This is a genomic window from Mycobacterium sp. 852013-50091_SCH5140682, assembly GCF_001665685.1.
GTDB lineage: Bacteria > Actinomycetota > Actinomycetes > Mycobacteriales > Mycobacteriaceae > Mycobacterium.
In genome coordinates this window covers 86,340-108,626 of record NZ_LZTB01000114.1, presented here as the reverse complement: position 1 = coordinate 108,626, position 22,287 = coordinate 86,340, and the positions used below count along the sequence as shown (strand labels likewise).

The window sequence follows — 22,287 nt, the reverse complement described above, 5'->3', positions numbered from 1 at the left end:
GCCGCGATACTGGCTGCGTCCGCAGATCGTTCAGCGCTCGAAAGCTCACTCGCTTTTGAGGACCGTTCGGGATACATCTTCTGGTCTTCACGTCGCGCCCCAGAACCCTCGCTCTGAGGCTGCGCCTCCCCGAGGCGCTGCTTTCGATACGCGACAACCAAGGCGACGATTCCGCCGACACCGGTGACCACGGTCAGGGATATTGGCAGAAGGTTGAGCGAAACATCGACGGGTAATTCGTTACGCGGAGTTTGAGGGCTCGACGGAGGCTGTGCGCTTGGCGCGGGCGATTGATCCGGCGCGGTCTGCTTGCTGGTTTTTGGAGCGATGGGAGGCTGCCCAGTACGCGCCATCTGGTGTATGTCAAGCCACCTGCCAGCCCGAAGCCGACTAACAGGCAAAACACAATTTGCCAGACGAATCCCGATGAATCTGGTTGCGCGCCAGTCGAAGTGAGGGGAGCAGTTTGCTTACTCAGCTGTTCGGCGCTGCCAGAGTTGCGACGGGGTCAAGTTTTGCCAGTCGTCGGGATTAGTGATGGTTTCACGCTGTTTGACGTCTTTGGTTTCTACGATGCGAACTTTGTGGGTGTCGCCGTCAAGGTATTTCGTCCATTGCTCATCTGACGAGAGGACGTAGACCGTTCCCGTTTTCGACGCTCCGACAGTCAAGCGCTCACGCGGTAGCCAAACGCCGACCTGGGCGATAACAATGAAGAGCCCAGCGATGAGCAGCACGATGATGTAGAACACGCCGAGCGCCTGAAACATCTGCTTGAACTTGTCGCTTCGCCACGATCCCAGGTAGACGAAAACAAGCACGATACTGAGGATTCCGGCTATCCCTACGTATTTCATCGGCATCGCGAACCAGCAAATTGCAGCTGTTAGCGGTCCCAGGAGAACGACGGTGGCGACGATAGAGCCGATGGCATTCGGCTCGCGGCGGCGATCCTTGTTGAACGCGTTGAGGATCGCGAGGACGAAGGTAAGGACGACCGCTGTCGTGACCAGCGGCAGGATCGTCGCAAGGACTATGGCGGTGACATTCAAATTCTGGACTAGGGCACGCAGGGTATCGGAGTCTCCGCGCGAAACGATCAGGATCCTTAAAGCTACGAAGCCGATGGCGAGAAGCGTTAGCAATAGGACAGTGTGCTCGGACGCGCGCTTCGGCTTTGTTTCTGCTGGCGTTGGGCTGAGCGTCGTCACGGCGTAATCGTCGCACCGACCTCCGACAAGTACCGGTATCCACCCCTCGTGTTTGCGAGCAAAAACCCAAAGCCGGCGGTGTACTGACGCCCCGATCTCCGTCCGCAACCTTTGCGGCGAGGCGTTTTGACAGGTCTCTGGTAGCGGCTCGCCGCTCCATAAAATCTGCCAAGTGTTGGAGGGTAACAACGAGCCGGCTGGTGAGCGCATATCACCCCACCGCCAGCTTCACCACCGGAATGCGGCCCGCATCGGTGATGTAGACGTTGCCGTGACCGTCGACGGCCACGCCTTGGGGATCGGTGAGACCCGTGAAGGGGAGTGGGGTCGCTGCTGTCGCGCCGCGGCGCAGTTGAAGCACCCCGGCGTTACCGCGGTCGGTGACGTAGACGTTGCCTGCGGTGTCGACCGCCAGGCCTTGCGGGTCGTTGAGGCCGCTGAAGGGCAGCACCGTCGCCGCTGTCGCGCCTGCTGGCAGGGTGAGCACCCGGTTGTTGCCCGTATCGGTCACATCTACGGTGCCCGTCGATTCGACGGCTACCCCTCGCGGATCGTTGAGACCGGTGAAGGGTAGCGTGGTCGCTGCTGTGGTGCCGGCTGGCAGCATCAGCACCCGATTGTTGCCCCGGTCAGTGACGTAGACGTCGCCTGCCGGGTCGACGGCGACGCCTCGGGGATCGTTGAGGCCGCTGAACGGCAGTGGCGTCGCCGCTGGGGCGCCCGCCGCCAATCGCAACACCCGGTCGTTGCTCGAATCGGCAACGTAGACGTCGCCTGCCATGTCGACCGCTACGTCCCGGGGGTTCTTGAGGCCATTGAAGGGCAGCACCGTCGGCGCACTGGCACCCGGCGCCAGCCGCAGCACCTCGTCTCTGCCGATGTCGGTGACGTATGCGGTGCCTGCGGCGTCTACCGCTATGCCGGTGACGAGTTGTACGTCGGTGAACGGCAGCGGACTCTCCGCTGAGTTACCCGTGGCCGCCGTCGGCTTACCACCACTACTCGATGAATGCCGGCTGACGATGACGACGGCCGTGATGGCGACCGCCACGACGGCGACGGCCGCGACGAGCACGCCGATAGTCTTGCGTGACAGATTAATTCGGCGCGATGACGCTGAAGCTGCAGAGGCAGCGGTAGTCTCAGTCGCTTCAGGATTGACCACCGCGGCGCGAGCCGCCTCGGCCAGAGCTTGAACGGTCGGATAGCGATCGTCGGGGTTCTTGGCCATTCCCTTGGCGATCACCGCGTCGAAAGCTGCGGGCACACCGGCTGCGTTGACGCTGGGTTGTGGTGGCGGAGTGTACAAATGGTGGGCGATCAACCCCTGCACGCCCATGTCGCTGGTAAACGGCGGCCCGCCGGTCAGGCATTCGTAGAGCACACAGGTCAGGGCGTACACGTCGACACGGGGATGGGTTTTCGCGGCAGTGCTGACGGCCTCCGGCGCCAGATAGGCCGCGGTGCCGACGGTTTCGCCGACTTTGGTCAGTGTGCGGTCTTCGGTGGCATGGGCGATGCCGAAGTCGATCAGGTAGGCGAAGTCGTTGGCGCACACCAGAATGTTGGAGGGTTTGACGTCGCGGTGCACCAGCCCCACATCATGGGCAGCCTGCAGCGCGCCTGCCACTTGAGAGATGATCGCCACCGCACGCGTCGGCGTCAGGGCACCATCTTGTTTGATCAGGGTGCGCAGGTCCGTGCCTTCGACCAGGCGCATGTTCAGGAAGAGCCGACCGTCCACGTCACCGAAGTCGTGGATCGGTATGACGTGCGGCTCCGTCAGCTGCGCCACCGCCTGGCACTCGCGTCGGAACCGTTCACGCGGCTCCTCATCGTCGGCGGAATGTTCGGGCAGCACCTTCAGCGCGACGACTCGATTGGTCTGCGAATCGCGTGCCCGCCACACCTGACCCATGCCACCCGCGGCGATCAGTGACAGCAGCTCGTAGCGTCCGAACTTCCCGGCGGGTGCCGAGCCTTGCGTGGCATCGCCGCCGCCTGCGACTGTGTCATCCATGTGCCGCCAACCCTGCTCGTGCGTGGCCAACGCTTGCGTTCATTGAAGCAGGCAGAGCCGCGCTCTGGCCTCACTTACGCGGACGAGGAAACTGGACAACGAAGCCGTCGCCCCTACCATCGGTTGCTATGACGACCAAGCCCGCTCTGCTGTTGGCGTGTGCTGCCCTGGCCACCGTTGCCCCGATCGTCGCGTCGGCCCCGGCGTCGGCCGCCCCGTGCCCCGACGTCGCGGTGGTGTTCGCCCGCGGCACCAACGAGCCGCCCGGTTTGGGCAGCGTGGGCGGTCCGTTCGTCGATGACCTGCGCGCCCGCGTCGCACCGCGGTCGGTCGAGGGAACCGCCGTCGATTACCCGGCCAGCAATGACTTCGGCTCCAGCCCGCCGACCGGCGCCGACGCGGCGCGGTCACTCATCGAGTCGACCGCTGCGAACTGCCCGAACACCAAGATCGTGCTCGGTGGCTACTCGCAGGGTGCCGCGGTCATCGAACTGGCCACCAACGAGATGTCACCCCAGGTCGCCGATCATGTTGCGGCCAGCGCATTGTTCGGCACACCGCGCACGAGCTTCTCGGGAATGCTTGCCGGGGGACCGCTGCCGACGCTGGCGCCGCCGTATGCCGCCAACTCCATCGATCAGTGCAACCAGGCCGACCCCATCTGTTGGGAAGGTGGCTGGGACATGGGTGCCCACGTGTCCTATGTGCAGTCCGGAAAGGTCGCGCAGTCAGCCGATTTCGTCGCTAGCCGGCTGTAGTCGGTCTCACCGGGCGTCGGTGAATTCGGCGTACTCCGGGTGCTTGTCGATGTATTCGGCCACCATCCAGCACGTCGGGACGATCCGTAACCCCGCCGCACGCGTGGACTGCAGGGCTTCGCCGACGAGGATCGTCGCAAGCCCACGACCTCGGTATTGAGGCAGGACCTCGGTGTGCGGGAAGATGCGGCGGCCGTCGACGTCGCGGAAGTCGGCGAGGCCGACGGTCTTGCCGTCGACCTCGATGATGAACCGGTCGGGCTGTTCGTGGACGCGCGTTTCTGCGCCGGTTCTGTCGAGCATCCGTCCCACGATAGTCCCGGGCCAACCCGCCGCCGGGGCTCGTGCTGGTTAGCGCTACATCCGTCGGCCGCCAAAAGATCAATCCTCGGGCGATAGTGCTGCGTCGCGCAGGCGACGAACGTAGTACCCGTCGATGAGCCCGAGAAAGAAGGCGCGGACGATGGCCTACGCGGTGTTTGCAGTGCTGACGATGCTGCCGGCGGCATTGGTCGTGGTGGTGGCTCGACGGCGCCGTATGCGCCCCACAGCGGGAAAACGCGTCGACAGCACTAGACGGCTGCCGTGTGCTGAGCTTCTGCGATCGCGACAGCCCCGAACCCGGGCGCGAAAACGCTGCGAGCGACGGGAATTCCAGGCATGGCTGGAGATCACGTCGAAACCGCTCTGATCAGACGGGTGACGCCCCGGCCGACCTACCAGACGCGCACCCAGTCCACGAGCATGTCAGCCGGGTAGGTGCCCCCGCTGGGGTCTTCTCCACCGGATCCCGCGACGGCGAGGTTCAGCACCACGAACATCGTGTAGCCGGGCTGATTGAACGGCCAGTCCGGCAAGGAGCTCGCGGCGACCTCGAAGTAGGGCTTCGCGCCGTCGGTGTAGTCCTGCCAGAAACGGGCGCCGTTGCCGTCCCACTGGGTCCGCCAGGTGTGCCAGTTGTTGTCCACCGCGACGTTGTGGGTCTGCCACTCACCGCCGTTGGACTTGGCGTGCACCGTGGTGCCCGAGGGCCATTTGCCGTTGCCGTACCACTCGATGATGTCGAGCTCACCCTGGCCCAGGCTGCCCAGCCAGAAGGCCGGCCACGCGCCCGGAGTCAGGCAGTTGAACTTGATCCGCGCCTCCCAGGTGTGGCCGGCGCCGCCTTCCCACACGCTGGCCAGCTTGCCGCCGTAGTAGGTGTCGCCCTCCTTCGCGGCCCGGATGACCAGGTTCGACTTGCCGTCGATGAAGACATTCTTGCGGTCGTCGCGGTACTGGCCGATGCGTCCGGGCTGCTCCCAGTAGGTGGGGTCCTGGATGACCTCGCGGGCCTTGGCGATGGTCCACTTCGACGCATCCGGTGCCGAGCCGGCGGCGCCGTCGAATTCATCCACGAACACGTAGTTCATCGCGGCTTGCGGCGCCTCAGGCGCAGGAATGGGCCTGGTCGGGAGGGCTTGGGCTTGCCGGATGGGCATAGCCGCTGCGACGACGCCGAGACCCGACAGCATCATCATCTTTCGACGGTCCAAGTTAGCCATATCGGATTACCTTAACCGGGCCGCGTGCTCAAGCACGGATCGAACGGCCTGACCAGGGGCTCAGCACGCGTTGAGATTGCGTCCACGGTCGTGATTTGTCGCGAATCACAGCCCTGTAGGCAATCTCAACGAACCGTGCCCTTAGCGCTCTACGATCGCAGCAGTGTCGAGCAGAAGAGGTCGATATGGAGACCCAGCTGGTAACGACCCCGGACGGGCGCAAGCTCGCCTACGTCGAGCTCGGTGACACCGACGGCTCGCTGGTGATCCACAACCACGGCGGTCCCGGTAGCCGGTACGAGGCGCAGTTCTTTGCCGACGCGGCATCCAGGTATGGCCTCCGACTCATTTGCGTCGACCGGCCCGGGATGGGACGGTCGAGCCCCCAGCGCGCTCGCACGTACTCCGGCTGGGCCACCGATCTCACGGCCATCGCCGACGCGCTGGGATATCAGGAATTCGGGGTCGCGGGCTGGTCGGAAGGTGGCCCGTGGGCGCTGGCGGCGACGGCCTACATCGAGCCCACCCGCTTGCGGCACGTTTCGAGCATCGCTCCCGGCAGTTACGGAGCGTTCGGGGACAACTCGGCCGGGCAGTATCTCTCGCGCATTGATGGAGTCGGCGCGATTCTCGCACTGCACTTCACGCCCGGCTTCCGACTCATGTACGCGATCCTCGGTCTCGAGGCCAAGCGTTTCGGCGGAAGCTTGGTCAAACAGATTCGAAACGCCGTCAACGCCTACGACCGGCAGATCCTGCTGCGACCCGAGATCGAATCCGCCTTCGCCGAAGAAATGGCAGAGTGTTTCGCCCAGGGCAGCGGTGGGCTGGTGGCTGATGCGGAATTGCTCTACCGGCGTTGGGCTTTCGATGTGTCCCGGATCGAGCGGCCGGTCCACCTATGGCAGGGTCTGGACGACCGACTGGTTCCCGAGCCCATCAACAAAGCGGTAGCTGACCGGATGCCCGGGGCGATATGGCATCCCGTGGAAGGAGCTGGCCACTTCGTGGCGATCGGCTGCGCTGACGAGATCTTCGGCATCGCCACGCGGGAACTCGCTGCAGGCTAGCCGCCAACCCTGCATGCCGATTGAATAGGGAAAGCTGCTCACCGAGGCGCTGGTGCCCGAACTCATCGCGGCCCGGGCTTGGCAGATGCAGAGTCGGTGAGATTCCTGACCACATGCGCAAGCTCGGACCTCCCGCCCACACCCACCTTGCAGCTGGCGCGATACACATGTCCTTCCACAGTGCGCACCGACAGCGACACCGTGTCGGCGATCTGGCGGTTGGTGAGGCCTTGTGCCACCAGGACGGCGATCTCCCGCTCCCGCTGAGTGAACGGCGCAGGCAGGCGAGCGCCGATGATGGCGGGGCTGACCGCGCCGCCGCAGGCCGCGGCAAGCCGACTCGCTCGTTCGGCCGAGGTCATCGCGCTTCCTCGCCTGTCCGCCCTGCGGTGAGCGGCAGCCGCCTGGCCGGAGCAGTCGGCGGCCGCCAATATGTCTCCCATGGCCTCGAAATCCGTTGATAGTCGGTCTAACTCGTCGGCGTCATCGGAGCACACGGCCTGCGCATAGCGCGCGGCGAGGCCCGCTCTGGGGCCCTCCACCACATCGGCAAGCTCGGCGAGGCGGTCAGCCGCCGTGGTATCGCCGAACTGCACGGCGGTCTGCAAGCAGAGTAGTTCGCGCGCGAACTGTTCGTGAGCACGGGCGAATCGTGCTGCCTCCCAGGCTGTTCGGCGTGCCTCGTCCATCCGTTGGCGGCCTGCGGCGATCCAGGCATCGGCAAGCAACGCGGTGCTCTCGACGTACACGTAGGCCGGGCGCTGGTGCTCGCGAGCCGATCGGAACGCGGTCTCGGCGCCGTCCAAGTCACCGAGTCGTGCCAGTGTCTGCGCCAGCAGAAGCCGAAACCGGTAGTAGCTGTTGGCCAGAACGAAGTTGGTTTCGGTGTCGGCGGGCTGCGCCGACAGGTGGTCGCGGGCAGCCCGAAGATCCCCGGCGGCCAGTGCCGCGAAACCGACGATCGCGGTGGCCACCGATTGCGCGGTGGCCGGGCGCTCCTTGCTGCGCCGCAGGTGGGCTTCGGCGACCTCGACGGCTTTGCCGAGGTACCCCGCCGTCAACAGCGCGAAAGTGTGGAACTCCGCGAGAGGTTGTCCCAGGAAACTGCTCTGCGGCGACGAATCCACCACGCGATAACACTGTTCGGCCTTATCGACCGCGGTAGCAGTTTGTCCGAGCTCGGCAAATGCCAACGTTTCGGCGCACAGTCCGATGGTCGAGCCGAAAGCGTCGAGGCTCGCGTAGTCGACCTTGGCCATCACGGCGGGCACTTCACCGGGTCGGCCGGCGAGCGCGAGTTGGTTGGCACGGAACGCCAGCAACTGACTGGCCCGGTCGTCGCTGGCATCGGCGAGTGCATCCTCGATGACTTGCCATGACTCCTCAGGTGACTGTTGAGTCCACAACAGGTTTGCGGCTCGCAGGATCACGTCGTTGATGAAGGCCGAGGCCGGCACGGAGCCGGAGGGAATGGAGTCGAGAACCTCTTCGGCATCGTCGCCCTTTTGCAGCATCAGCAGGTTGTAGGCCAGCTCGACCCGTGCCTCGACAGCGTCACCGGCTTTAGCCGCCGCCCTCGACAACCGCTCAGCCAGGCCGAATTCGAGCAGCGAACTCGCCGCGCTCGCAGCGGCGGCAAGCACCGTGGCGTCCGGGGGCAGGTCAGACTCCAGCCAGAGCAGGCCGCGTCGAACTGAGTTCGACCTGCCTGGAACATCTTTCATCGCCTTGGCGACCACGCCGCGCAGGCGCCGCAGCCGGATCGCTCCGCATTTTTCGAGGCGGACCTCGGCGTAGAGCGGGTGCCCGACATAGACCGCGTCGCCGGTGTCGGAGGTTCGGATCAACTCCCGCTGTTGCGCCTCTTCGAGCGCGAGGGGATCGACGAGTGCGGCCAGGCAGCTGCGGTCGATGGGTTCGGCGACGGCGACCAGGTCGACGACATCACGCACCGTTTCCGGGACCGTGCCGATCTGATGCTCCACCAGGTCGACCAACGATGGCGATACCTGGGGGTTGCCGATCCAGCGAGTGCAGCCATGTTCGTGGGTCAATCGCCCCGCGGCCCATTCCTGCTCTACGAGCTGTCGTAGGTACAGCACGTTGCCTTGGGTCAGCCGCCACATTCGGTCGGTGCAGTCGCGGTCGGGAGGCACGGCGAGTGCGGCCTGCAGAAGTTCGTCGGACTCCCTGCGGGACAAGGGTTGTAGCTCGATTCTGCGCAGCAGAGCGTCTTTCCAGAGGACCGTCACCGCGTCCGCGGGCGGGACGCCGTTGCGGATGGTGATGATCACGCGCGCCGCGCTCTGCAGGACCAACTGGTGCAATACCAGGGCCGACAATTCGTCGAGCAGATGGGCGTCGTCGACCAGTAAGAGCAGGTGCCCTGGTTCGGTGCCTTCGGTGATCGCGCTGATGACCCTGCGCGCCAATGTCAGTGGGGCGCCGTCGAAATCGTCGGTCCAGGGGGCGAACGCTCCCAGTGGAACAGAGCGGCCGGTCGCGGTTGCGGCGACGTGGCGTACCGCCCAGCCCTGTGCGGCCGCTGCTGCGGCGGCGTCGCGCGCCAATCGTGACTTACCGACTCCTGCGCGGCCCGCCAGCACCACGCCCCGGTACTGCTGGGCGACAAGAAGTTCCGAGATCACGCTCGATTCGTCTTCCCGACCGATCAGGGGCCAGTGGTCACGCACCCGACAAATGTTAGCTGGCGAATGCCGTCCGTGCTTACTCTCGCGTCAATTCCCGGCGGAGTTTGCGGTGCGCCAGGTCCAGCAGCGGGGGCAGGCCCTCTGGTTCGATACCCAGTTCCCGGCAAATCTCGTCGTCAGGCCGGCCCGCCGCCACGAGGCGCAGCAGCCGTGCGTGCACCTCGGGCAGGCGAGCCAACGCGGCCTCGTGGGAATCGGGCACTACGGCGTCGGCGCCGGCAGGATCACTGTCGTCCCACCGGTGGCGACGGCGCCGGTCGATTGTCGATAGCCGTCGCCGTTGATGGTCAGCGAGTTGTTGTCGGAATGTGAGCTGAGCGTGCCGCCGGCCCGACCGTAGTCGTTGTTGCCGTTGACCGTGACGGTGTTGTTATTGCCATATCCGGCGGTGAGCTTGTTGCCCGTCCCGTTCGAGACCAGATGGTTGTTGTCTCCGGTACCCACGCCGATTTCGGCGTTACCGCCGGTGACTTTGGCGGTGTTGTTGTCGCCGACGCCTGCGCCGACACTGCTCTGGGCGCAGACCACGCCTTTGGGGCACGTGCCGTCCACGATGGCGGTGTTGTTGTTCCCCCGCCAAGCGACTGCTTTGGCGTTGTTGGTCGCCTTGGCATAGTTGTTGTCGCCGGTGCGCGCGTAGGCGTCCCCATTGTTGATCGCGACGGCCCGGTTGTTGGTCCCGTCGCCCGCGGTGGCGGTGCTGTTGTTGATCGCGATCGCGACGGTCCGGGTGCCGCCCGAGGTGGTCGCGGTGCTGTTGTTGATCGCGACGGCCAGATCGTGGGTGCCGCCGGCGCTGGCTGTGCTGCCGTTGATGGCGACTGCGACGCTATGGCTGCCCTTGGCTGTGCTGGCATCGGCGTTACCGAGTTTCACGGTGTTGCCGTTGACCGAGACGGCGATACCGGGCTTGGGATGTGTGCTGGCGGCAGTGCTGTCGGCCGCCGCGTTAGGGGCGGCGATGCCCAAGGCCAGTGCAGGCGCACCGGCACCGAGCGCGAATAACAAGATCGGGTGCTTCACGGAATTCCCCTTCGTCGTAGACAGCATCGTGGGACGAGGGTGCGTGCTTGTGCGGGTATCTGGGCTGTGGCTGGACTACCTGTTTTGGCCGCGCCGGGCGGTGTGACTACCTAGTTTCGGTGCGGGTGAACCCCATGACTACGAAATGGCCAGTGTTCGTCAGTGGAACAGCATCCGTGGTTTGTAGTCGATTCGACTCGCTCGAGCTTGCCGTGGCTTGGCGGCGGGCACTGCAGCAGCTGGGGTACCTGTGCTCATGCGTCAGGCTCAACGCATGCGGCGAACTGGCCGGCTGCCCAATCGGATGCCCGGCCGTACCTTCAAGTCGCTGTGGGCATTCGGTAGCGTCGGCGCGTGGCACCCCTGTCCGGTCATTGAGCTGCCGCTGATCGGCCAAGGGCGAAAGGGTTGGGGAGCATGGGAATTCAGTCGATATTCCGGCCGGCCTGGCTGAACGCGCTGATTGCATTCTTGTTCGGCGTGCCCGCGGTGGCCTTCGCGTTGAGTCTGAACCGCCTCGCTATGGAGGACAGCAATGTCGCGCACCTCGCTTCCTCATCGATCTGGCTGTCGTGGCTGCCGTTCATTTTCACCGCAGCGCTCGTTATCGGACTGGTCGGCGCGTGGTCGAAGAGTCGTACCGCCAGGCGGTATAGGCGAGCGACCCCGGAGCTTTCGGACGGTGAACGCATGGTGGCCGCGAAGGCCGTCACCGATGGCTCGGTCCCGGGTGACCCCTCGGTCCGTGCCGCAGCTCGAACGTTTGCCGCGTGGTTTCTGGCTCGCAATCGTCGTGCTCCGTTGCTGCTCGGCGGAATCGGTGTGTTCTGGGTGCTGATGACGTTGGCCTGCGCCGTGGCAGGCCACTTCTATGTCTCGTACGCCGTTGCAGGACTGGTGTTTTTGCTCCTCGCCGGTCGGGAGTGGCACACCCGTAAACGGGTCGAAGCGAACTGGGCGGCGCTGGCTCCAAACTCAGGAGGAATCGGTGTGCGCGACAACTAGGCCCGGTGGGCTGTCGGTTCCGGTCAAGGTCGGTTTGGTCGGTGCCTTGATGAGCGTGACCCTCGTCGGCGGGTGCACGAACCGTACCGACGCTCGCACGGCTGCATCGTCGACGACGACCGAGCAGAAGGCCACACCCGCGACCGCGGTGGTGTCAAACCTGAACGTCGGGATATTTCCCTCAAGAATGGCGATCGACCCAGACACCCACAAGCTCTACGTCGCGGGCATGGGTGACCCCACCGTGCTCGACACGACTGCGCGCAACAAAGTCGGTGCCATCGCGCTTGGCGGCGGTAGTTACATCCTCGACGGGATTGCGATCGACCGTTCGGGCCAAAAGCTCTACCTTGCAGGAGTTTCCGGTACGGATGGCAATGTGTTGGTGGTCGACTTGGCGTCGGGTCGGGTTACTGCCACCATCGCTGTCGGCGATAGCCCGGGCGGGCTCCTCCTCGGCCCGGACGAGAAGACTCTCTACGTCCAATACAGCGGCGAAAACACGCTGAAAACCATCGATGTGGTGAGCGAGAAGGTCACGGGTGCAGTCGAACTCAGTGAGTCCGTTGAGGCGATGGCGCTGAGTCCGGTCAACCACACCATCTACGCCGCCGGAAACGGCAGCTCAGATCTCCTGGTGATCGACACCGCGGCCAACAAAGTCTCCGGCACGGTAAAGCTGCCTGACCAGGCCGACGATGTGGCTGTCGATCCGAAGTCCGGCACAGTGATTGCCGTGGGGTACAACGGCCATGTGATGAGCGTCGACCCGACCACTCGCGCCGTCGTCGACAGCACCCCATTGGGCGCGGTGCCCTCCGACAGGTCGTTGTCGGTCGACCCTGCCGCTCACGCCATCTACGTCACCACCAAGGACCAGAAAACCGTATCGGTCATCGACGCCGACACCCACACGCTCACGACTACGGTTCCCCTCGACGACGAGCCCCAACACGTGGTGGCAGACCCGGTCACCCATTCGGTTTTCGTGACCACAAAATCCGGTGTGACAGTGCTTTCCGGAAAGTGAGAGAGTCCACGAACCGCGGGTCGGCTGGCATGCGCACGATGTGATCGGCAGGTAACGGCACCTAACGATGGACGTAGCCGGATGCCAACGCAACCCCGACAGCGACGAACACCAGACCCGTGGCGCCGGCTACCCAGGTCCCCGAAGCGGAACTGGAACTGTCCAGCCAGACAGGTTTTCCGGGGGTGTACCACACGTCGACCGATTGCCCGAGCCGAGACTTGCTGTTTCCCCAGCGGCTCGCCTGTTCTACCGCACGTCCGTCAGGTGCCTTGAACCGCACGGTGGCGAAATAGGAGTATCCCCCTTGACGATTCACCGTCTTCCGCTCTGAGACCACCGTCGCCGGAAGCTTCATCCCGGTCCGATGCGCGCTGCGGCGACCCCGAAACCCAGCAATGCCCACGGCCACTGCCACCAATCCCAGCACGACGAATACCAAGCCCATGATCACTTGTTCAGTCCTCTCTCCGGCTGCCCTCGCCGTCGAAAAACGGGTGGGGTCGATCTTCGGTCCTGCCTGGGAACCTACGAGGACCAAGTCGAATCTGCGTGAGTAGCCGGCTACTCGATTCGGGTCAATCACACAGTCAGGTCGGAGATCACACCGGATTTCGCCAGCTCGGACCGCCGCCGCCGCGGGGCTCGGCGACTAACTTCTCCTCCTTTGAGGGGCGAATTCGACGTGAGGGCCGTTGATCTGGGCTTGGCGGATAAATCTGCCCTGACGGTCAGCAGCCGGACGCGGATACCAGGCCGGCCGACTCGGCCGTGGTGACCCACTCCATCCAGCGGAGTTCGGCAGTGAACAGCACGACCATGGCCGCCAGCGCAGCGCCGACTGAGGCGGCGCCGTGAACCCACCCAGGGCCTGCTTGGGTAGCGGCAAGAAGAATCAATCCGAAGGTCGCCAACAGCGCGATGGGGAGTCCCACGCGCCTGCGGCTTTTCGGCACGGTATCGGCAGCGACCACATCGGAGCCTTCGGTTGAACCGGTCATGACACCACAGTGCCGAGCCGAACTGAGGAAATTCCAAGCGTCGGCTATGGAAATCCCATGTTCCTGCGCTCTCCGATCGGTAGCGGCCGGCCAGGGCAGTGCCTGCGGATGGTTGAGTCGAGGGCTAGGCGAGCCTTTCGACTTCGACGAACAAGATCTGATCGCGGTCTCCGCGATTCTCGACGGTGTGCTCGGCGCCCGCAGGGCGCGAATAACTCTGGCCCACGACGAGTTCGGCGATGATCTCGTCGCCGTCGGCGGTCACGACATGCATCGTGTCGGTGACCAGGGGCACTACGACATATTCATAGTCGTGCCGGTGCATCGGGATTGCGCCACCAGGGTCGATGGTCCACTTGGTCACCCGGAACACGTCGTTCTCCAGTTGGACCTCACCGCGGGACCCCGTCGCCATGATTGCTCCTCATTTGGCCAAGTGATTCGACGCTACGCCTCACCCCGCCGGCGGCGGATCCAACATCACGACATGGTCGCCCTGCCACTGGTAGCGAACGCTTGTCACGGCGGCCGCGGGGCAGGCCGTGCACGCACCGGGGGTCTTGTAGTCGAGGACGACGGTGTCGTCGGTGGTTCGCGCGGTGTTCAGGGAGGTGAAGCCATAGGCCTTCGACGTGGCCGTGCCGAGGTATTCGCCGTTGTGGAACATCAGGGCGGCCACCGGAGAACCGGCGGTGGCGCCCTCGACCGTCACCAGTGCCGTCGACAGTGCGACACACGGATCGAAATTGCCCTCGGTCGCGCGTGGATCCGTTGACCATCGCCAATCGGTTCCCGGGTAGGGCGCCAGATGCTGTGTTGCCGTGGCAATTTGGTATGCGGCGAGGTTCTTCCCGCACGTGATCGGAGGCTCGGCGGAAGCCGGCGGGGCCGCCATGAGCCCGGTACCCAACACTGAACATGCCAACATCATTGGCACTCTCATCGATGACCTCCCCACGGGTCAGGCTAGCCCCCGATCAGAAGGCACGCCAGATAGCACGCAATGGCGGTCCGCGGCTCACGCACATCGCGCCCGGTCAGCCGGGAGATCTTGTCGAGACGGTAGATCACCGTGTTGCGGTGGACATCCAGCCGATTCCCGGTCGCCACGAGATTGCAACCGCTCTCGCACCAGGCGACCAAAGTCGCCCGCAGTACGGCAAAGTCGTTCTCGCAGGCGAGTGGCGCCAGCTGCGACTGTGTGAACCGTTCGCGGGCCTGGTTGCTCACCGAATCCAGCACCTGGGCTACCCGCAGGTCGTCGATCTCGTGGATCGCAATCGCCGTGCCTGCGTGACCGAGGCGCAAAGCCGCGACGGCGTCGGCGTAGGAGTCGGCGAGTGCGGCCACGTCGGCACCTGCCTCGCCGATGCCGACGCGCACGGTGATGCCATGGCGCTCGGCCAACAGTTCGGCAGCGCGCCTGGCCCGATCCGGCGGAGAATCTGCTGTCGAAAGATGGTGCAGTACAACGTATCTTCCGGTGGCGAGCTCGGCAACCAGATCCATCCGGGCGCCGAAGATCTCGCCGATCGCGCGAACCGACGACGGATAGCTCGTCGGCCCGGGCTGCACCTCGAAGACGATGGCCACCCGCGGCTGGGTCAGGTCGTAGCCCAAGTCGACACCGCCGGCCCGGATGATCTGTTCGTCGACCAGGCGCGGATCGAATTCCACGATGTCACGCACCAACTGGTTGAGTCTGTTCGCCCGCAACAGCCGGGTGCGCTGAAACTGCGACTCGCGCAGCAGGATTTCGGTCTGCCGCTGTACGAGGCGACCCAGTTTGACCACCTGCGCGGGCGGTCCGGTGATCCCGACGGTGCCGACGACCGCACCGTCGAGCACGATCGGCATCGTGATGCCCGGCCGCACGCCGATCAGACCGGCGGCCTGCTCGGCGTCATGACTGGCGGCCACACCGGTCTGAAGCACGGCCACCGACGCCTCGTGGACCGTGCCGATGCGCGACGGGTCACCACTGCCGATGACCTGCGCGTTCGCATCGGTGATCAGGACATTGTGGCCGAGGATGCGGGTGGTCTCGTCGGCGATCTCGCCGGCCAGTTCAAGGGTGAGCACGGCTGGTTCCATCTTGTACTCTCCATACAGTTACTGCCCGAAACTGGCGTACAGAAAAGTACAACACATACAGTGACCTGCGCCACATCGGTTACTATCGTCGTGCCGCATGACAACCTCCACAGCCTCGCTCGAACACACGAAGGCGTCGCGAACCCAGTGGCTCATCACCCTGTATGCGGGTGGTGGCGAGTTCTGTGACGGCTACATCCTGAGCATCATCGGCGTCGCACTGCCGCTGCTCACCGCACATTTCGCGCTGACACCGGTGGCGGCGGGCCTACTCGGTGCCTCGTCGCTCGTCGGCATGTTCTTCGGCGGCTTGATCTTCGGCGCGGTGACCGACCGGTTCGGCCGGCAGAAGGTCTATATCGCCGACCTGGCCTGCTTCGTCGTCCTCTCGGCACTGCAGTTCTTCGCCACCGAACCGTGGCAACTCATCGTGCTGCGCACCCTGATGGGCGTCGCGGTAGGCGCAGACCTCGCGATCGCCGGCACCATCGCTTCTGAATTCGCGCCGCAGAAGTCCCGCGGTCCGCTCCTGGTCGTCCTGGTCACCATGTTCTCTGTGGGCGCGGCGATCGCTTACGCCGTGGGGTATTTCATGCTCGACCTGGGTCCGGAGGCCTGGCGCTGGATGCTGGCCAGCAGTGCCATCCCAGCGGTGCTCATTCTCACGATGCGGCTCGGCACACCGGAATCGCCGCGGTGGCTGCTGAGTAAGGGGCGCCACGAGGAGGCCGAAGCGGTTCTCAAACAGATGCTCGGACCCGACGCCACGCTCGCCGATATCGAAGAGCCGCAAGGCAGCCCGACGGGCTACCTGACCATCTTCCGGCCCGAGTACCGCAAACGCACGCTGTTCGTCGCGCTGTTCTGGGCCTGCCAACTGCTGCCGATCTACGCGATCGCAACCTACGAGCCCGCAATCCTCAAGCAATTCGGGCTCGCCGAGGGCAATACCGCCTACCTGGGCGCCGTCATCATCCAGATCTTCTATGTCGTCGGCTCGTTGTCGGGCGCGCTGTGGATCAACAAGGGCAGGCGCAAGCTGCTGCTGTGGAGCTTCGCCGTCTCCGCGCTACCGCTGCTGGGCCTGGCCATCGTCGCCCACCCACCGATGTGGTTGGTACTGGTGTTGTTCGCGGTGTTCGGCCTTGCGATGTACTCGGGCCAGTGTCTTGAGGCGATCTATCCGTCCGAGCTGTTTCCCACCGGGGTGCGCGCCACCGCCAACGGATTCGCCACCGGTGCCAGCCGGGTCGGTGCCGCCATCGGCGTGTACGGTGCGCCGCTGCTACTCGCCCATTCGGTGCAGCTGACGATGCTGGTCGGAGCCGTCGTGGCTGGAATCGGGTGGTTCATCACCTTCCTACTGGCACCGGAAACCAACGGCATGCTGCTGACCGAATCCAGCGCCGTCTCGATGCCGAGCACGCCGCGGACGGAGGCCGCACTGTGAAGATCGCTGTGATCGGCGCCGGCGTCGTCGGCGTCGCGACCGCCCACGCCCTGGCCGAACGCGGCCACGAGGTTGACGTCTACGACCGGCGCGGCGATGTCGCTTCGGACACCAGCGCCAGCACGGCCGGATTGGTCGCGCCCGGGCACTCGTACGCCTGGGCCTCTCCGAAAGCGCCTGCGATGCTGGTGAAATCGCTGCTCGGCGAGGCCACGTCGATCCGGGTGCGGCCGCGAGCAGATGCCGACCTGATCCGGTGGGGGCTACGTTTCCTGCGGGAATGCATGCCGTCGCGGTCGCGCGCCAACACCGTGGCCAAGCTGCGGCTGGCCCGCTACAGCCAGCAGTTGATGGACGAGCTCGCGGTACGTGAAAGCCTGCAATACTGGCAGACCCACGCGGGAGTGCTATACCTCTACCACGCGGACGCCGATCTTCGTGCGGCAGAACAGCATTCCCGGCTGTTGCAGGAGAATGGCAGGTGCCAGCAGGTGCTGAGCTTCGATCAGGTGACCGCACTCGAACCGGCACTTGGTCACAGCCTGACCCGGTTCGCCGGAGCCATCCACGACACCTCCGATGGCACCGGTGACCCGCACCTGTTCGCCGGCGGGCTGGCCGAGGTGTGTCGCAGGCTGGGGGTGCGTTTCCATCTCGGCACCTCGGTCATCGAGCTGGTCAGCGACGGCTCGTCGGTTACCCGAATCCTGGGTTCCGACGGTGAGATTCGCGCCGACGCGGCCGTGGTGGCTGCCGGGGCGGCGAGCCCGCTGCTCACCAGGACCATGCGGCAACGGATACCGGTCTACCCGGCGAAGGGATACACGCTGACCGCGACGATCAAGGACCCCGACCGGGCACCTGCCATCGGCGGTATCGACGAACGATCACTCGTGGCGTGGTCGCGGTTCGGCGGCGAGCTGAGAATGTCGGCGACGGCGGAGTTCGTCGGCTACGACCGCAGCAGCACCCCGGCGAACTACGCGGACATCATCGAGGCGGGAAACCAACTGTTCCCCGGGGCCATCGATTGGGATACCGCGAGATACCGCACGGGACTGCGTCCGATGACGCCCGACGGCCCCCCGCTGATCGGCTTAGGCCGTCACGACAACCTCTACTACAACACCGGGCACGGCCACGTCGGCTGGACGATGGCGTGTGGCTCGGCACGGATGCTCGCAGACTTGATCGACGAGCGACGCCCGGACATCGATCCGACGCCGTACTCGCCGATCCAACGGAATCGGCATCAGGCGCGGGATTGATGCGCCGACTCTGACCTACGATGCCCAGGTGGTAGCGGGCGACTTGTTGGCACACATTCCGGCGGCCACCTACGGCCGACCGCGGATGTCCGGCACAACGGTCGCCCGCTGCGCGGTGACGCAGTTGTTGCGGGCCGGGGGCCTCGTGGTGGTGAGTGCGCCAGCCGGCTATGGGAAAACCACGGCCGTCGCGCTGTGGGAGGACGCCGACGATCGTCCGTTCGCCTGGGTGCGCATCGAGCACCTCGACAACGATCCCGCGCATCTGCTGTTGCATCTGGCCACTGCAATCGATCAGGTCAGTCCCGTCGACCCGACGGTGCTGCAATACCTGCTGGGTGCGGGCCGTGCCGTCGACACCCAGCTCGTGCCCGCAATTGTCCGCACTCTGGAGCAGGTCGGGCCGATCGTGCTCGTGCTCGATGACATTCACGAGCTCACCTCGGCAACAGCCGTCGAGACCCTGCGGGCGCTCGTGGACCTCTCGCCAGCGTCGGCCACGCTGGCGCTGGTCGGCAGGCAGCCGCCGCCTGTCGACCTGGGACGCCGCAGGTTGCACGGCGGCATCGTCGAAATCGGCGTCCCGGAACTCACCCTGTCCGGTTCGGAAGGCGCTGCGCTGTTCGCCGCCGTGACCGACGGCATTGACCGCGATGTTGTTGCCCGCGTGCTCGACAGATGTGAAGGCTGGGCGGCCGGCGTGGTCATGGCAGCCTTGGCATTGCGGGAGGGGGCACCCGCTGCCGTGGTGACCGGCCGGCACCGACTGGTGGCCGACTATCTGGTCGAGGAGGTGCTCAGCCAGCTCGACCGGGACACCGCCACATTCCTCACCGAATCGGCGGTGCTCGACCGATTCTGCGCCGAAGAACTCGATGTCCTATTGGGGCGCACCGATTCCGCGGCGATGCTGGCCGCCATCATCCGGTCGGGCAATCTCTTTCTGGTTTCCCTTGATACTGAAGGTATCTGGTACCGCTACCACCAGTTGTTCGGCGACCTGTTGCGGTCGCGCCTACGAGACCGGGACCCGAACAGGTTCCGCACCTTGGCCATCCGGGCCGCCGAGAGGCTCGCGCGCGCCGGTGACGTCGACGGCGCTCTGCTGCAGGCGTTGGCGGCTGACGACCGGGCCCGGGCCGCAGCGCTGGTCGGCGCAGACGCGGTGCGGCTCGGCTTCGACGGCCGCGCGGGTGTCCTGGCCCGCCGACTCGGCCTGATCGATGAATCGATGTTCGCCGAATACCCCGATGCCGGCATCGCCCGTGCCTGGCTGGGCGTGACGACCGGGGACGCCGAATTGATCCAGCGGTCCCTGCTGCTGGCCAACGCCGCCGACCATGGCCAACCACTCAGCGACGGCACCGCCTCAGTCGAGGTGGCCGCCGCGCTGATTGGTTCGGTCATCGGGGTCGGCGGTGTGCGCGAGGTGATCCGGCACGCTGAAACCGTCCGTCGCGCAGGCGATCACCTGGACAACCCATGGTGGGGCGCGGCCACCACCATGACGGGCACCGCGCTGTCGATGCTGGGGGAGCCGGAGCGGGCACGGGCCCAGCTGGAAGCTGCGCTGCCGGTGATCGATGATCTCCCCGGCTTCCAGGCCGCGGCGCTCGCTCACCTGGCACTGCTGGACCTCGACGAGGGGGACGCCGCGGCGGCCTCGCGGCACAGTTGTGCCGCGAGGGCCATCGTCGACACCCGCGACTTGTCCGACATGGTTCCGATGGTGGTGATCTACGCCGTCGACGCCCTGGTACGGGCCCGGCGTGGGGACGTGCCGGGAGCGCGGACGGCGGTGCGCGCCACCGAACGTCTGCTGCCCCGGCTCGGCGACCTGTCCGCCCGCACCGCGTTACTCGCCCATGTCCTGGTGGCCGAGGCCGCCGTTGAGATTGACGACACCGAGCTGTCCGACCGCCACCTCGCCGCAGCGCAGCGCGCACACCGACGAGAGCCCGAGGCGCTGGGCATCGCGCGTCGGCTCGATCAGGTTCGTGGACTGTCCGCGGCGCGGGCCGCGCGTGGTGCGCGGCCGTCGCTGACCGCGGCTGAGCTGCGGTTGCTGCCACACCTGGCGACGCACATGTCCCTTCAGCAGATTGCCGAAGAACTCGTCATCGGCCGGGAAACGGTCAAGAGCCAAGCCAAGTCGATCTACCGCAAGCTGGGTGTATCGTCGCGTGCCGCCGCGGTATCCGAGGCTTCCCGGCTTGGCCTGCTCGAGGGGCGTTGAGCGGGATCAGCGCCGTGCGAGCGCCGCGGAGAATGGCAACAGCATCAGAAATTCGACGATCAACACCACGGTGATCATCACGATGACCCTCGCGTCGTCGAAGTTCTGCCCGGCCACAACGAACGCGGCGGCGGCGTTGCGTTGTGCGGTCCCCAGTGCCAGCACGTCGCGTGTTCCGGGAACTGCTACGAGCCAGCCGATTCCAGCGCAGACGGCGGTATACATCACGGCGGCCAGCACAGCGAAAGTGCCGAACACCGAGACGACGCTACGGAAGTGGCCGGCCACCGTCAGTAGCACGACCAGGACCATGCTGACATTGGACACAACGCCGACGGCGGGCCGGATGCGGCCGGCGATGCCCGGACTGCGGGCACGTAGCGCCAGACCGATGGCCAGCGGGACGAGCATCAACACGACGAGTGACGCCGCGATCCGCACTGGATTGACCGCCGCACCCTGAACCAACAGCGGCAGGACCAACGGAACGTACCCTACGGTGACCACCATCAGGAGCACCATCAGTCCCACCGCCAGGGCGATGTCCGCCTTGGCGAACTCGGCGAGCTTGATGAGAAACGGTGCGCCCGCCGCCAACCCGGCCAGCAGCAGGCCGATTCCCAACGGCTCATCGAGGCCGAGGGCCTTCCACAATCCGAGCGCTGCCAGCGGGGCCAGCACGAAGTTGGCGACGAGGCACAGCGCGACCAGGCGAGTGTTCTTGAGAGGCGCGAGGATCTGAGGGACAGTCAGGCTCAGTCCGACCGACAGGGTGCTCGACACGACGAAGAAGACGACGGCGATGTTTGAGCACTGCAGCAGGAGATCGGTTACCTCCACCGCCTTCAGGCCATCGTCACGAGGTTGCGCCAGAAGGACTTCAGGCTTTCACTGGCACCGAACAGCGTCGTGAAATGGGTGGAGTCGACCAACACGATGTCCCCGGCGCGGTCCCCGTTCGGCGGCATGTGGATCAAGGCGTTGAACTCGGTGTTGCCCGCCAAGGTGAACGGATGCGGCCGAGTCTGGTCGATCAATTGCCGGCCGAGCACTCGAAGTTCTGGGCCCTCGGGTGCGGTGAGTTCGTAGTGCGGCAGGTGCGGATGCAGTGCCAGAGTGGTGACGCCGCGCAGCAGGCCCGCGGAATCCAGGTCCCGGAATGTAGTCAGCGGCACAATCTGTTTGGTGCCCTCGACCGTCGCAGGACGCAGGCCCCAGGTGTTGTGCACGGGGATGTTCAGGCCGGTCAGCAGCGACCGCGCGAACCCGCTGAACCGCTGGATCCTCGGCGTCAGCGGGTCGCCGTGATGCAGGTACTCCATCTGCTGCTGCTCTTTGTCGTCGGTGAAGCCGACATCGTGGTGCGGGGCCAGCATCAGGCACGTGCCCTCCCGCTGCAACCACTGCTGGATCGCGGCGATCTCCTCGTCAGTGGCGTCCTCCTCGCCGAGCAGGTGGTCCAGTCCGAAGATCATCAGGGTGTCGGTGTCGTCGAGGATGCGTTCATCAATGGGCAGCCGGTACCCGGCCTGATCGACCCGCTGGAATACCGCTACCGGATGACCGGTCACTTCGCCGGCCACGGCTTGAAATGCCAACGAGGATCGGTGGAACAGTTCCAGCGTTCCATCGACACCCTGCAGGAAGTTCCGCGGGCTGTACTCGGGTCCTTCGTAGGCCGGCCATGTTGCCAGGCGTACCTCGGTCATGGTGGAGAACCGGTTGTACAGCAGTGCCGGGTCGCGCTGGGCCTCCCACGGATAGCTCCACGACCAGTAGATGGACACTCGCCGCTTGCCGTTGCGCGGGCGAGCGACGTGGGCCTGGTTGTAGGTACGGGCGTATGAACGGTCGGTGGTCATGCTG

At 65.3% G+C, this 22,287-nt stretch carries 21 protein-coding genes; 7 read left to right on the top strand and 14 right to left on the bottom strand.

From position 1 onward, the window contains the following. Positions 1 to 470: 470 nt before the first annotated feature. Positions 471 to 1,211: a hypothetical protein gene (locus A5784_RS29095; protein ID WP_064948325.1), complete on the bottom strand. Its 741-nt coding sequence runs from the start codon at positions 1,209 to 1,211 to the stop codon at positions 471 to 473. A 211-nt stretch (positions 1,212 to 1,422) separates the two neighbouring features. Beyond that, positions 1,423 to 3,231: a serine/threonine-protein kinase PknD gene (locus A5784_RS29090; protein ID WP_064948324.1), complete on the bottom strand. Its 1,809-nt coding sequence runs from the start codon at positions 3,229 to 3,231 to the stop codon at positions 1,423 to 1,425. A 128-nt stretch (positions 3,232 to 3,359) separates the two neighbouring features. On the opposite strand from A5784_RS29090, the gene A5784_RS29085 reads away from it, so the two are divergent. Beyond that, positions 3,360 to 3,989 carry a cutinase family protein gene (locus A5784_RS29085; RefSeq protein ID WP_064948323.1) on the top strand — a complete coding sequence of 210 codons (630 nt, stop codon included), beginning with the start codon at positions 3,360 to 3,362 and terminating at the stop codon, positions 3,987 to 3,989. 6 nt (positions 3,990 to 3,995) lie between these two features. On the opposite strand, the gene A5784_RS29080 is transcribed toward A5784_RS29085, so the two are convergent. After that, positions 3,996 to 4,292, bottom strand: coding sequence for a GNAT family N-acetyltransferase (locus A5784_RS29080; protein WP_064948322.1), 297 nt, complete (start codon positions 4,290 to 4,292; stop codon positions 3,996 to 3,998). 413 nt (positions 4,293 to 4,705) lie between these two features. After that, entirely contained in the window at positions 4,706 to 5,533 is an 828-nt protein-coding gene (locus tag A5784_RS29075) for a glycoside hydrolase family 16 protein (protein WP_064948321.1), read from the bottom strand. A 185-nt stretch (positions 5,534 to 5,718) separates the two neighbouring features. Between A5784_RS29075 and A5784_RS29070 the strand changes: the two genes are divergently transcribed. Then, the gene (locus A5784_RS29070) at positions 5,719 to 6,603 is read left to right on the top strand and encodes an alpha/beta fold hydrolase (protein ID WP_064948320.1); all 885 of its coding nucleotides are present in this window, start codon (positions 5,719 to 5,721) and stop codon (positions 6,601 to 6,603) included. A 62-nt stretch (positions 6,604 to 6,665) separates the two neighbouring features. Here the strand turns inward: A5784_RS29070 and A5784_RS29065 are convergent, their stop codons facing one another. The 3 genes from A5784_RS29065 to A5784_RS29055 are packed head-to-tail and all read right to left on the bottom strand — an operon-like array spanning position 6,666 to position 10,337. Further along, the gene (locus tag A5784_RS29065; protein ID WP_064948319.1) at positions 6,666 to 9,296 is read right to left on the bottom strand and encodes a helix-turn-helix transcriptional regulator; all 2,631 of its coding nucleotides are present in this window, start codon (positions 9,294 to 9,296) and stop codon (positions 6,666 to 6,668) included. Positions 9,297 to 9,330: 34 nt separating this feature from the next. Further along, positions 9,331 to 9,516: a hypothetical protein gene (locus tag A5784_RS29060; RefSeq protein ID WP_064948318.1), complete on the bottom strand. Its 186-nt coding sequence runs from the start codon at positions 9,514 to 9,516 to the stop codon at positions 9,331 to 9,333. Further along, complete coding sequence (locus A5784_RS29055; RefSeq protein ID WP_064948317.1) at positions 9,516 to 10,337, bottom strand: hypothetical protein; 822 nt, start codon at positions 10,335 to 10,337, stop codon at positions 9,516 to 9,518. Before A5784_RS29055 ends, A5784_RS29060 begins: the two co-directional genes overlap by 1 nt. A gap of 417 nt (positions 10,338 to 10,754) precedes the next feature. Between A5784_RS29055 and A5784_RS29050 the strand changes: the two genes are divergently transcribed. Together A5784_RS29050 and A5784_RS29045 are read left to right on the top strand one after the other, a co-directional pair. Beyond that, on the top strand, positions 10,755 to 11,342 hold the full coding sequence (locus tag A5784_RS29050; protein WP_064948316.1) for a hypothetical protein: 588 nt from the start codon (positions 10,755 to 10,757) through the stop codon (positions 11,340 to 11,342). Then, positions 11,326 to 12,372, top strand: a complete 1,047-nt coding sequence (locus A5784_RS29045) for a YncE family protein (protein WP_156750838.1) — start codon at positions 11,326 to 11,328, stop codon at positions 12,370 to 12,372. The genes A5784_RS29050 and A5784_RS29045 overlap by 17 nt, the downstream gene beginning before the upstream one ends. Before the next feature lie 61 nt (positions 12,373 to 12,433). Here the strand turns inward: A5784_RS29045 and A5784_RS29040 are convergent, their stop codons facing one another. The 5 genes from A5784_RS29040 to A5784_RS29020 form a co-directional block, all read right to left on the bottom strand. Then, positions 12,434 to 12,826 (bottom strand): DUF3592 domain-containing protein, encoded by a 393-nt coding sequence (locus A5784_RS29040; RefSeq protein WP_064948314.1) that lies wholly within the window; start codon positions 12,824 to 12,826, stop codon positions 12,434 to 12,436. A 277-nt stretch (positions 12,827 to 13,103) separates the two neighbouring features. Then, on the bottom strand, positions 13,104 to 13,373 hold the full coding sequence (locus A5784_RS29035; protein ID WP_064948313.1) for a hypothetical protein: 270 nt from the start codon (positions 13,371 to 13,373) through the stop codon (positions 13,104 to 13,106). A gap of 124 nt (positions 13,374 to 13,497) precedes the next feature. After that, positions 13,498 to 13,788, bottom strand: a complete 291-nt coding sequence (locus A5784_RS29030; protein WP_064948312.1) for a cupin domain-containing protein — start codon at positions 13,786 to 13,788, stop codon at positions 13,498 to 13,500. Between the two features lie 39 nt (positions 13,789 to 13,827). Beyond that, positions 13,828 to 14,316, bottom strand: a complete 489-nt coding sequence (locus tag A5784_RS29025; RefSeq protein WP_064948311.1) for an LppP/LprE family lipoprotein — start codon at positions 14,314 to 14,316, stop codon at positions 13,828 to 13,830. A 23-nt stretch (positions 14,317 to 14,339) separates the two neighbouring features. Further along, a complete protein-coding gene (locus A5784_RS29020) occupies positions 14,340 to 15,467 on the bottom strand; it encodes a CdaR family transcriptional regulator (protein WP_064948310.1) in 1,128 nt (375 codons plus the stop codon). Between the two features lie 97 nt (positions 15,468 to 15,564). Here A5784_RS29020 and A5784_RS29015 point away from each other — a divergent pair, with 97 nt between their 5' ends. Genes A5784_RS29015 through A5784_RS29005 form a run of 3 tightly spaced genes read left to right on the top strand, consistent with a single transcriptional unit; the run spans position 15,565 to position 20,421 of the window. Then, on the top strand, positions 15,565 to 16,917 hold the full coding sequence (locus A5784_RS29015; RefSeq protein ID WP_064948309.1) for an MFS transporter: 1,353 nt from the start codon (positions 15,565 to 15,567) through the stop codon (positions 16,915 to 16,917). After that, complete coding sequence (locus A5784_RS29010; RefSeq protein ID WP_064948308.1) at positions 16,914 to 18,185, top strand: D-amino acid dehydrogenase; 1,272 nt, start codon at positions 16,914 to 16,916, stop codon at positions 18,183 to 18,185. Before A5784_RS29015 ends, A5784_RS29010 begins: the two co-directional genes overlap by 4 nt. 28 nt (positions 18,186 to 18,213) lie before the next feature. After that, positions 18,214 to 20,421: a winged helix-turn-helix domain-containing protein gene (locus tag A5784_RS29005; protein WP_064948307.1), complete on the top strand. Its 2,208-nt coding sequence runs from the start codon at positions 18,214 to 18,216 to the stop codon at positions 20,419 to 20,421. Positions 20,422 to 20,427: 6 nt separating this feature from the next. Here A5784_RS29005 and A5784_RS29000 read toward each other — a convergent pair whose 3' ends face one another. Together A5784_RS29000 and A5784_RS28995 are read right to left on the bottom strand one after the other, a co-directional pair. After that, positions 20,428 to 21,261 carry a bile acid:sodium symporter family protein gene (locus tag A5784_RS29000; RefSeq protein ID WP_064948306.1) on the bottom strand — a complete coding sequence of 278 codons (834 nt, stop codon included), beginning with the start codon at positions 21,259 to 21,261 and terminating at the stop codon, positions 20,428 to 20,430. Positions 21,262 to 21,266: 5 nt separating this feature from the next. Continuing rightward, complete coding sequence (locus A5784_RS28995; RefSeq protein WP_064948305.1) at positions 21,267 to 22,283, bottom strand: hypothetical protein; 1,017 nt, start codon at positions 22,281 to 22,283, stop codon at positions 21,267 to 21,269. Positions 22,284 to 22,287: the final 4 nt, after the last annotated feature.

Coding starts and splice junctions, on each gene's coding strand:
- A5784_RS29090 (WP_064948324.1), bottom strand. CDS start 3,231: ATGGATGACACAGTCGCAGGCGGCGGCGATGCCACGCAAGGCTCGGCA.
- A5784_RS29085 (WP_064948323.1), top strand. CDS start 3,360: ATGACGACCAAGCCCGCTCTGCTGTTGGCGTGTGCTGCCCTGGCCACC.
- A5784_RS29080 (WP_064948322.1), bottom strand. CDS start 4,292: ATGCTCGACAGAACCGGCGCAGAAACGCGCGTCCACGAACAGCCCGAC.
- A5784_RS29075 (WP_064948321.1), bottom strand. CDS start 5,533: ATGGCTAACTTGGACCGTCGAAAGATGATGATGCTGTCGGGTCTCGGC.
- A5784_RS29070 (WP_064948320.1), top strand. CDS start 5,719: ATGGAGACCCAGCTGGTAACGACCCCGGACGGGCGCAAGCTCGCCTAC.
- A5784_RS29050 (WP_064948316.1), top strand. CDS start 10,755: ATGGGAATTCAGTCGATATTCCGGCCGGCCTGGCTGAACGCGCTGATT.
- A5784_RS29035 (WP_064948313.1), bottom strand. CDS start 13,373: ATGACCGGTTCAACCGAAGGCTCCGATGTGGTCGCTGCCGATACCGTG.
- A5784_RS29030 (WP_064948312.1), bottom strand. CDS start 13,788: ATGGCGACGGGGTCCCGCGGTGAGGTCCAACTGGAGAACGACGTGTTC.
- A5784_RS29025 (WP_064948311.1), bottom strand. CDS start 14,316: ATGAGAGTGCCAATGATGTTGGCATGTTCAGTGTTGGGTACCGGGCTC.
- A5784_RS29020 (WP_064948310.1), bottom strand. CDS start 15,467: ATGGAACCAGCCGTGCTCACCCTTGAACTGGCCGGCGAGATCGCCGAC.
- A5784_RS29015 (WP_064948309.1), top strand. CDS start 15,565: ATGACAACCTCCACAGCCTCGCTCGAACACACGAAGGCGTCGCGAACC.
- A5784_RS28995 (WP_064948305.1), bottom strand. CDS start 22,283: ATGACCACCGACCGTTCATACGCCCGTACCTACAACCAGGCCCACGTC.